Here is a 9,828-nt window from a genome sequence, read left to right on the forward strand (position 1 = left end):
TGGAGCTGGCCAGTGCCGGAGATCACGCCGGGCTCGGTCATCGTCGTGCCGGAGGCGGGGTCGAAGGCGAGAGTGGCGTTGTCCGTGACGTTGCCCGTGATCGAGCCGTTCGTGGTGCCGTCGCCGAGTTGCAGCGTGCCGGTGCTGATCGTCGTGCCACCGGTATAGGTGTCCGTGCCGGTCAACACGAGCGTGCCGGTATCGGTCTTTGTCAACGCACCGGCGCCGGAGATCACGCCGCTCATCGTCAGCGCGGTGCCGGTATTGACACCGAATGTGCCACCTGAGGCACCCAGCGCGGTCGAACGCGATGATGCGAAGCTTGCCGTCGTGTTCAGTGTCCCGCCATTGAGCGTGAGCGCGCCGCTTGCAGCGCCGAGATTGCTGTCGGCTGAAACCTGTAGCGTGCCCGCGTTGATCGTCGTGCCACCGGTATAGGTATTGGTCCCAGAAAGCACTGTTATGCCGGGGCCAATTTGCTGAACCTGACCGGAGCCGGAGATCACGCCGGACTCGGTCATCGTCGTGCCGGAGGCCGGATCGAACGCGAAGATCGAATTGTCGGTGACGTTGCCGGTGATCGAACCGTTGGTGGTGCCATTGCCTAACTGCAGCGTGCCGGCCGTGATCGTGGTGCCACCGGTGTAGGTGTTCGCGCCTGTGAGTACGGTTGTGCCCGTGCCGTTTTGCTGGACCTGGCCAACACCGGAAATCGCACCGGACTCGTTCATCGTCGTGCCGGAGGCAGGATCGAACACGAGCGTGGCGTTGTCGGTCACATTGCCGGTGATCGAGCCATTAGTGGTGCCGTTGCCGAGTTGCAGCGTGCCTGCACTGATCGTGGTGCCGCCGGTGTAGGTGTTCGTGCCCGTCAATACCGTTGTACCGGTGCCAACCTGCTGGACCTGGCCGGTGCCGGAGATCACGCCGGGCTCGGTCATCGTCGTGCCGGAGGCGGGGTCGAAGGCGAGGGTGGCGTTGTCGGTGACATTGCCCGTGATCGAGCCGTTCGTGGTGCCGTCTCCGAGTTGCAGCGCGCCGCCAGTGATCGTCGTGCCACCGCTGTAGGTGTCCGTGCCGGTTAGCACGAGTGTGCCGGTATCGGCCTTCGTCAACGCGCCGGTGCCGGAGATCACGCCGCTCATCGTCAGCGTGGTGCCGGTACTGACATCGAATGTGCCACCTGAGGCACCCAGCGCGGTCGATCGCGATGACCCGAAGCTTGCCGTCGTGTTCAGTGTCCCGTCATTGAGCGTGAGCGCGCCGCTTGCAGCGCCGAGATTGCTGTCGGCTGAAACCTGTAGCGTGCCCGCGTTGATCGTCGTGCCACCGGTATAGGTGTTAGTGCCAGACAGCGCTGTTATGCCTGTGCCAATTTGCTGAACCTGGCCAGTGCCCGAGATCACACCGGACTCTGTCATCGTCGTGCCGGAGGCCGGATCGAACGCGAAGATCGAATTGTCGGTGACGTTGCCTGTGATCGAGCCGTTGGTCACGCCGTTGCCTAACTGCAGCGTGCCTGCCGAAATAGTCCATGGTGTCGCCGTCGATGTGCTGCCGATCAGCGCCCACGTGCCGGTGCCAGTTTTCTGGAAGCTGGAGAAGCCCTGGAATACGGTGCCTATCTGTGACAACTGGAACACCGTCGACACCGACGTCCCCGCGGCATTGCTAGTCAGATCGGTCGTGTTGCCGCCGAGGATCAGCGCATTCGTGGTGCCGCTCGCACCGACGACGCTCCCGACGAAGTTCCACCCCTGCTGCAGTTGCAGACTGTTGGTGCCGCTAGTGAAGGTAATCGCATTCGCGCGCGTGCTGCCGTCGCCGCTGACGCCACCGGCAATCGTGCCGCCGTTGATGATCTGAAGGCTGGAGCCCTGAACGCCGACGCCCCCCGCCGCGGCCGCGTCGCTGGAGGACGCGCCGTTGCCGCCACCGTTGCCGCCCTGAATGGTGCCTGTGTTGGTCAACGAGAACGAGGTACCGAGGACACCCCCGCCGCCAGCCGCCCCCAATCCGCCTTTGCTGGCTCCGTTGCCACCGCCGCCACCGTTGCCACCGGTAATCGAAAAGGCGTTGGTCAGGTTGACGCCGGTATCGACGAGGCCCGAGCCGCCGCCGCCGGCATTGCCGGCGCCGCCGGGACTGATGCCCGCTCCGCCGTTCCCTCCGGCACCGCCAGTGATGTTGGTGGAAGTGCTCGTGCTGCCGCTGCCCGAAATGACCGCGCCGGCACCGCCGCCACCGCCGCCACCGCCATCGGCACCGAAGGCTGACGCGCTCGTCGCGTTGCCGCCATTGCCGCCGCTGCCGCCGGTGATGGCACCGGTCGCGCCGGTCAACGTCGCACCGACAAAGCCGTCGGCGCCGCCACCGCCGCCACCGCCACCGAGGCCGCCGAAGCAGACGCCGCACGACGCGTCCGCACCGGTGCCGCCACTACCTCCTGTCGGACTGGCGGCGGTGCCCGCCGTACCGCCAGCGCCTCCGCCGCCCGGGCTGCCGCCGAGGTTTGCGCCGCCGGAGCTTCCCGCGCCGCCGTTGCCGTTTGAGCTACCGTTGCCGCCAGCAGAAGTGTTAGCGCCTGCCGCGCCGCCGACGCCGTTCACGCCGCCGCCGCCGCCCGCACCGTTGTAGCCGGCACTCGCGGCTCCCCCAGCGCCGTCCGCATAAACGGGGCCGGCAGCAAACGCAAGGGGAAAGGCGGCGGTCGTTGCAAGCAATATCCGGCAGGGGGAGAACGGGCGGCTATTGATGCATGCCTTGCGGCGCAACGGATATGGGCAGTCGAAGGGATCGGTTTGGGCGGATCGGGTTTCGCTCGAATCAGACCGGGACAAGGGCGAGCCGCCAGTTCGACAGGCCAACCAACGAGAACCCCGATCGGTAAGCGACATGTTTCACCGCCCCATCGAATCTTCCCCGTCCGATTGGCCCCGCAAAAGCGATGGGCCGTAGGTGAATGAGCCAGGGCGTGTGCTGCCAGATCAAGTTGGGGCTGGGTTTTGCACCGCTCTGTGGAGGAAGCTGCAGAAAGAGCGCTGAATACCTTTATGCACATCCGCTGGGATCAGATACAGCGACATTTGCTAACTAACCACGCTAACGCGATCACGCATATCGCGTCTCTTGTCGCGCACAAAGAGGTATAGCACGCGTATCACGCGAGAGCAAAAGCATCGCGGCTAATGCGAAATGCTTGTCGCACATTTTCTATTTCTGCTGTACGCCGGCTATACATCAGCCCTCGAAGAGCGGGCGTTGCGCGAGTCCCGGCGCGCAGCGCCCATGACCGATGCTTACAGCTTCGCGCCCCGCAGATCGACGACGCGTTTCGCTTTGCCGGTACCGGTCATTGGAATATGTCCGGCAAGCGCGACCGAGACCGTCGTCGACACGCCGACCATCGTCTTGATGCGATGCTGCAGTTCGCGCGCAAGCGCTGTCCGATCGTGGTCGCTCAACGACTCGCCGACCTCCGGCCGCGCCTCGACGCATACCGCCAGAGAATCCAGATGCCCATCGCGTTTGACCGTCAATTGATACTGCGCGCTCAGCTTGGGCATCGCGAGAATCAGTTCTTCGATCTGACTCGGAAACACGTTGACGCCTCGAATGATCAGCATGTCGTCCGAGCGTCCGGTGATCTTCGCGAGCCGGCGCATCGCGCGGGAAGTAGGCGGCAACAGCGAGGTCAGATCGCGCGTGCGATAGCGGATGACCGGCATGGCTTCCTTCGTCAGCGAAGTAAAGACCAGTTCGCCTTCGCTTCCATCCGGCAGCACTTCATCCGTAACGGGATCGATGATTTCCGGGTAGAAGTGGTCTTCCCAGATCACTGGACCGTCCTTGCTTTCGATGCACTCCGCCGCAACGCCTGGACCCATTACTTCGGAGAGGCCGTAAATGTCCACCGCGTCGATACCCGCCCGCGTTTCGATTTCGCTACGCATGGCCTGGGTCCAGGGCTCGCCGCCGAAGACACCGACCTTCAGCGACGATTCGGCCGGATTCATCCCTTGCCGCGTCATCTCGTCGATCAGGTTAAGCATGTACGACGGCGTGACCAGAATGATCGACGGTTCGAAGTCACGGATCAGCTGAACCTGCTTTTCCGTTTGGCCGCCGGACATCGGCACCACCATGCAGCCGAGCCGCTCCGCGCCGTAGTGAATGCCCAGCCCGCCGGTGAACAGGCCGTAGCCGAACGCGTTGTGCAGCGTGTCGCCGCGACGGCCGCCGGCAGCGCGGATCGAACGCGCGACGATGTCGGCCCAGGTATCGATGTCGCGCGCCGTATAGCCCACGACCGTCGGTTTGCCCGTGGTCCCGCTCGATGCGTGCACACGCACCACCTGGTCGCGCGGCACGGCGAACAGGCCGAACGGATAGTTATCGCGCAGGTCCTTCTTCGTCATGGTCGGAAACTTGGCCAGATCGGAGAGTTCCTTCAGATCGTCCGGATGCACGCCAGCGGCATCGAACGCCTGGCGGTAATGCGCCACGTTGTCGTAGGCATGGCGGACCGACCACTTGAGGCGTGTCAGTTGCAGGGCCTGCAGCTCGTCGCGGCTGGCGCGTTCGATCGGTTCGAGTTCGTCGGATTGGGGGGTGCGTCGGACCATGGGAGTCTCCGGAATACTGGAATTGGGTTGATTCGAGTCAGGCAGCACTGTCGAGGGCAGCGCGTGCGTGCCATGACGCTCGCGACCACGAAAGTGCGGCTAGTAGCGGTGAAACGCGGTACCGGTCTTCACCGTAGTGGGTGCAGAGATTGCTCAGCACCGTAGAGAACAGGGTGACGCCCGCCTGATCCGCCCACTGCAGTGGGCCCAACGGATAGTTGACGCCTTTTTCCATCGCCAGGTCGAGATCCGCGGCCGTGCACACGCCCTGGTTGACCGCATCGGCCGCTTCATTCACCAGCATCGCGACGCTCCGCATCACGATCATGCCGGCCACATCGGCCATCGGCACGACCGCGTAGCCCGCCGCCTGCATCGCGCCGACGACAGCCGCATAGGCCGAATCACTGCATTGCCGCGCACGGGCGAGCGCGACCGTGCTGCAGCCGGCGTAGTCGAGCGCGAGGTCGACGAGCACCACGTTGTCGTGATCCGTGTCGTGAGCGCATTGAGTTGCCGTGCGCCCGTCGGTCAGTCGCAGCAGCGCATCGTCGATCTGCGCGACCACACCGTCGATGCGTTCCGTTTCGGGCATCGTCGCCGTAACGAGCCCGGCATCCAGCAGCCTTTGTTGAAGCCGCGCGATCACGCCGGACTGCGGAAACAGTTTGACGACTCGCGGAGAATCCGTGGGTGGCGCAAGCCGCGGGCTCGCGCGGGTGGCGTTCGGACCATATTCGTAAAAGCCACGTCCCGATTTGCGGCCCAGAAAACCCGCGTTCACCAGTTCCTGCTGGATCAATGACGGCGTGAAGCGCGGATCGTTGAAATACGCGCGAAAGACCGACTCAGTGACCGCGAAATTGACGTCGTGTCCGATCAGGTCCATCAGTTCGAACGGTCCCATCCGGAAGCCGCCTGCCTCGCGAATCACCTCATCGATCGACTCGGCAGTCGCCGCCTGCTCGTTCAGAAGCCGCAGACCTTCGGCGTAAAACGGACGGGCCACGCGGTTCACGATGAAGCCGGGCGTCGAGCGCGCATAGACGGGCGTCTTGCCCCACGCGGCGGCCGTCTCATACACGCAGGTGGCGACGTCCGCCGATGTGGCGAGGCCACTGACCACTTCGACCAGCGCCATCACGGGCGCGGGGTTGAAGAAGTGCATGCCCACGAGGCGCGCCGGAATCTTCAGCGTCGCACCGATCGCCGTGACGGAAATCGACGAAGTGTTGGTCGCGAGAATGCAGGCGTCGGCCACGTGCTCTTCGAGTTCGGCGAAAATCTTGCGCTTCACTTCGAGCCGTTCGGCGACGGCCTCGATGACGAGCCCCGCGTCGCGCATCCCGGTTAGCTGGTCGACCGCAATCAGCCTTTCGTTCGCTTGAGCGGCAGCCGTCGCGTCGAGGCGCCCCTTGTCGACGAGCCTCGCGAGGTTCGCGGCGATGCCCTTAATGGCCTTTGCGACCGTAGCGGCATCGAGATCGAACAGGGCGACCCGATGTCCGGCGAGCGCGGCCACCTGGGCGATGCCCGCACCCATCGCGCCCGCGCCGACGATACCGACGATCGTGGAAGTCTTCAATGCGTTCGACATGCTAGTGGCTCCGCTCAAACGCGCTCGATCGCGATCGCAATGCCCTGGCCAACGCCGATGCACATCGTGCACAGCGCGAAGCGTGCATTGCGGCGTTCGAGTTCGTAGGTCGCCGTGGTGACCAGTCGGGCACCCGAAGCGCCGAGCGGATGGCCCAAGGCGATCGCACCGCCGTTCGGATTGACGCGGGGATCGTCTTCCCCGACGCCGAGCCGGCGCAGCACCGCGATACCCTGCGAGGCGAAGGCTTCGTTCAGTTCGATCACGTCGAACTGGTCGAGCTTCATGCCGAGGCGGGCAAGCAGCTTCTCGGTTGCCGGTGCGGGTCCGATCCCCATGATGCGCGGCTCGACGCCCGCCGTAGCCATGCCGAGGATGCGGGCACGCGGCGTCATATGGTTGCGCTTCGCTGCCTCTTCGCCTGCGATCAACAGCGCGCAAGCGCCGTCGTTGACGCCCGAAGCATTACCCGCCGTCACCGTTCCGTTGGGGCGCACGACACCTTTGAGTTTTGCCAGCGCTTCGAGCGATGTCTCGCGCGGATGTTCGTCGCGATCGACCACCAGCGGCTCGCCCTTCTTTTGGGGAATGCGCACCGCGGTGATTTCCTGGGCCAGCGTGCCGTCCGCCTGAGCGCGTGCAGCGCGTTGCTGGCTGCGCAGCGCAAAGCGGTCTTGCGAGTCGCGGTCCACGCCGAAGTCGTCGGCCACGTTCTCCGCCGTTTCGGGCATCGAGTCGACGCCATACTGGCTGCGCATCAGCGAATTGACGAAGCGCCAGCCGATCGTCGTGTCGTGGATTTCGGCCGAGCGCGAGAACGCCGTCGCCGACTTGCCGACCACGAAAGGTGCGCGCGTCATGCTTTCGACGCCGCCTGCAATGTAAAGGTCGCCATCGCCTGCGCGGATCGCGCGTGCCGCGCTGCCCACCGCGTCCATCCCCGAGCCGCACAAGCGGTTGATCGTGGAGCCGGGGACGTCGATCGGCAAGCCCGCGAGCAAAGCGGACATGCGTGCGACGTTGCGATTGTCCTCGCCGGCCTGGTTCGCGCATCCGTAGAGGACGTCCGCGACCTGCTGCCAGTCCACCGATGGATTGCGCTGCATCAGCGCGTGAATCGGCACGGCGCCGAGGTCGTCTGCGCGGACGTCCTTCAGTACGCCCGCATAACGTCCAAACGGAGTGCGAATGGCATCACAGATAAAGGCTTCGGTCATGGTGTTTTCCGGTAAAGAAATTGAGCGATTCAGGCTTTGCATCCGCAACAGGGTTGCGTGGTGCGATCAGACATGGGCGGCTTCGCGCGGCGGCACGTGACGGCGTACCTGGACCACGCGGAACCGGTTGGCGACGAAAGCCGCGTCGGTGAGCGATGCGTTGGCAGCCGGATTGCCGCCGGTGCCATGAAAATCGGAGAAGGCCGCGGACTGGTTCACGAACACGCCGCCCGTCAGATTCACGGAAAGCGCAACGCCACCGGACAGCGCTGCCTCGTAGGCGGCGTCGACCACTTCTTCACTGGTGCTGTAGACCGACAACGTCAGTGCGCCGCGGGTCCTGGCAATCCGGCCGGCGAGTTCGACCGACTGAGCGGTCGAGTCCGTCGCGACGACGAACGCGATCGGGCCGAACCATTCCGCCGCGAACGTTGCTTCGTCTTTGCGGGCGTCCAGGCGCGCAAGCAGCGGCGTGCGCACTTCGGCATCGGGCCACGCGGGGTGGGCGAGGGCGCGGCTGTCGAGCAGCAACGTGCCGACTTTGCGCGCGCGCTCGACGCGCGCCAGCACACCGGCGTTCTGGATCGCTCCGGTCACTTCGACTGCCTTGGCGGCATCCGCTGTCAGCTTGTTGACCGACTCGACGAGCGCCGCGGCAACGGCCTCGAACGGCATGACGCCGTGCGCCGTCTTGATGCCGTCGCGCGGCACATAGATATTCTGGGGCGCGGTGCACATCTGCCCCGAGTACAGCGCGAGCGAGAACGCGATGTTGCGAACGGCCGGCCCGATGTCGTCCACCGAATCGATGATGATCTGGTTGACCCCCGCCTTTTCCGTATAGACGGAGGCTTGCCTCGCATGATGTTCGAGCCAATAGCCGTTGGCCGAACTGCCGGTAAAGTCGATCAGACGAACTTCCGGACGGGTGGCCAGCGCCTGAACGATCAGGCCATCGTCGGGGTCGGTGGCGAACAGCGTGACGACGTTCGGGTCGAAGCCGGCTTCGGCGAGCACTTCGCGGGCAATCCGGACCGTGATCGCCAGCGGCAGGATCGCAGCGGGATGAGGCTTGACGACCACGGCGTTGCCGGTGGCGAGACTGGCGAACATCCCCGGGTAGCTGTTCCACGTCGGGAAGGTGCAGCAGCCGATCACGAGGCCGATGCCGCGCGGCACGACCGTATAGTGCTTTGCCATCATCAGCGGCGGGTTCTTGCCTTGCGGCTTCTCCCAATACGCTTCATCGGGAATCCGGCGCAATTCGTTCCACGCGTAGGCGATCGCTTCCAGCGCGCGGTCCTGCGCATGCGGCCCACCCGCCTGAAAGGCCATCATGAACGCCTGCCCGGTGGTATGCATCACGCTGTGCGCGATCTCGAAGCTTGCCTTGTGGAGTCGCGCGAGGATCTCGAGGCTGACCCCGACCCATGCCTTCGGTTCCGCCTTTCGCCATTCGGCTTGCGCGGTTTCAACGGCGGCGAACAGCGTGTCGGCGTCGGGCTTCGGATACCGCACGTTCAACTGCAAGCCAAAGGGCGATTTTTCCTTGCCGGCCGTGCCGTTGTTGCTCGGCTGGTCGAGTTCGAAGTGCTGACCGAGATGACGTCTGAAGGCGGCTTCTCCGTCGGCCGCCGCGGTGTCGCCGTATGCCCTGGGGCTCGGCATTTCGCTGAACGGACTCCAGTAGCCGCGAGTGTGGATCGCGGCCACTGCTTCGTTGAGAGTCTTCTGGTGCTTGCTGAACAGTGAATGAGACATGAGATGGAACTTTGATCGAAAACAGGGGTGTGACGTGCTTGCACTCAACGTTCGTCGTAACTGACGACGACCTTGTCGCTCACCGGATGACACTGACACGTCAGCACGAACCCGTCGCGGACCTCGTGCTCTTCGAGCGTGTAGTTCTTTTCCATCTTCACTTCGCCCTCGAGCACCTTCGCGCGACACGTGCAGCACACCCCGCCCTTGCACGCGTACGGCAGCGCGAGACCGGCGCGCAGCCCGACGTCGAGCACGCTCACACCCTGATAGGGCAGACGCAGCTTGCGCCGCTTGCCGTCGAGCACGATCTCGAGGTCGGCCGCGGGCGTGTCCGCGGTGATCTCGACGGGCGGCACGCCCGCCTGCGGCAGCGGCGTGCCAAAGCGCTCGACGTGCACTTTCGCGGGCGGCACGCCGGCGGCCTTCAGCGCCGCCTCGGCCGCGTCCATCATCGGCGCGGGGCCGCAGATGAACGCCTCGTCGATCGCGTCGGCCGGCAGCAGCTGTTCGAGGAACGCCGCGCACTTCTGCTGGTCGAGCACGCCGTTAAAGAGTTCGACGTCCTGCAGATCGTCCGACAGCACGTGATACAGCACGAAGCGGTTCATGAAGCGGTTCTTCAGAT

6 protein-coding genes are annotated in these 9,828 nt (G+C 64.7%); all 6 read right to left on the minus strand.

Annotated features, from left to right (window positions below; translation table 11 throughout):
• A partial coding sequence (locus GCT19_RS39570; RefSeq protein ID WP_227749476.1) for a beta strand repeat-containing protein occupies positions 1 to 2,723 on the minus strand: 2,723 nt, incomplete at its 3' end.
• A 576-nt stretch (positions 2,724 to 3,299) separates the two neighbouring features.
• On the minus strand, positions 3,300 to 4,625 hold the full coding sequence (gene paaK, locus GCT19_RS39575) for a phenylacetate--CoA ligase PaaK (protein WP_152854928.1): 1,326 nt from the start codon (positions 4,623 to 4,625) through the stop codon (positions 3,300 to 3,302).
• Positions 4,626 to 4,662: 37 nt separating this feature from the next.
• A complete protein-coding gene (gene paaH, locus GCT19_RS39580; RefSeq protein ID WP_152854929.1) occupies positions 4,663 to 6,222 on the minus strand; it encodes a 3-hydroxyacyl-CoA dehydrogenase PaaH in 1,560 nt (519 codons plus the stop codon).
• Positions 6,223 to 6,236: 14 nt separating this feature from the next.
• Positions 6,237 to 7,439, minus strand: a complete 1,203-nt coding sequence (gene pcaF / locus GCT19_RS39585; protein ID WP_152854930.1) for a 3-oxoadipyl-CoA thiolase — start codon at positions 7,437 to 7,439, stop codon at positions 6,237 to 6,239.
• Positions 7,440 to 7,505: 66 nt separating this feature from the next.
• On the minus strand, positions 7,506 to 9,200 hold the full coding sequence (gene paaN / locus GCT19_RS39590) for a phenylacetic acid degradation protein PaaN (RefSeq protein WP_152854931.1): 1,695 nt from the start codon (positions 9,198 to 9,200) through the stop codon (positions 7,506 to 7,508).
• Positions 9,201 to 9,244: 44 nt separating this feature from the next.
• Positions 9,245 to 9,828: 2Fe-2S iron-sulfur cluster-binding protein (locus GCT19_RS39595; protein ID WP_152852519.1), on the minus strand; the 584-nt coding region annotated here is incomplete at its 5' end.

The organism is Paraburkholderia atlantica, assembly GCF_009362785.1.
In the GTDB taxonomy this organism is placed as follows: Bacteria; Pseudomonadota; Gammaproteobacteria; order Burkholderiales; family Burkholderiaceae; genus Paraburkholderia; species Paraburkholderia atlantica.

Coding starts and splice junctions, on each gene's coding strand:
- pcaF (WP_152854930.1), bottom strand. CDS start 7,439: ATGACCGAAGCCTTTATCTGTGATGCCATTCGCACTCCGTTTGGACGT.
- paaN (WP_152854931.1), bottom strand. CDS start 9,200: ATGTCTCATTCACTGTTCAGCAAGCACCAGAAGACTCTCAACGAAGCA.
- paaH (WP_152854929.1), bottom strand. CDS start 6,222: ATGTCGAACGCATTGAAGACTTCCACGATCGTCGGTATCGTCGGCGCG.
- paaK (WP_152854928.1), bottom strand. CDS start 4,625: ATGGTCCGACGCACCCCCCAATCCGACGAACTCGAACCGATCGAACGC.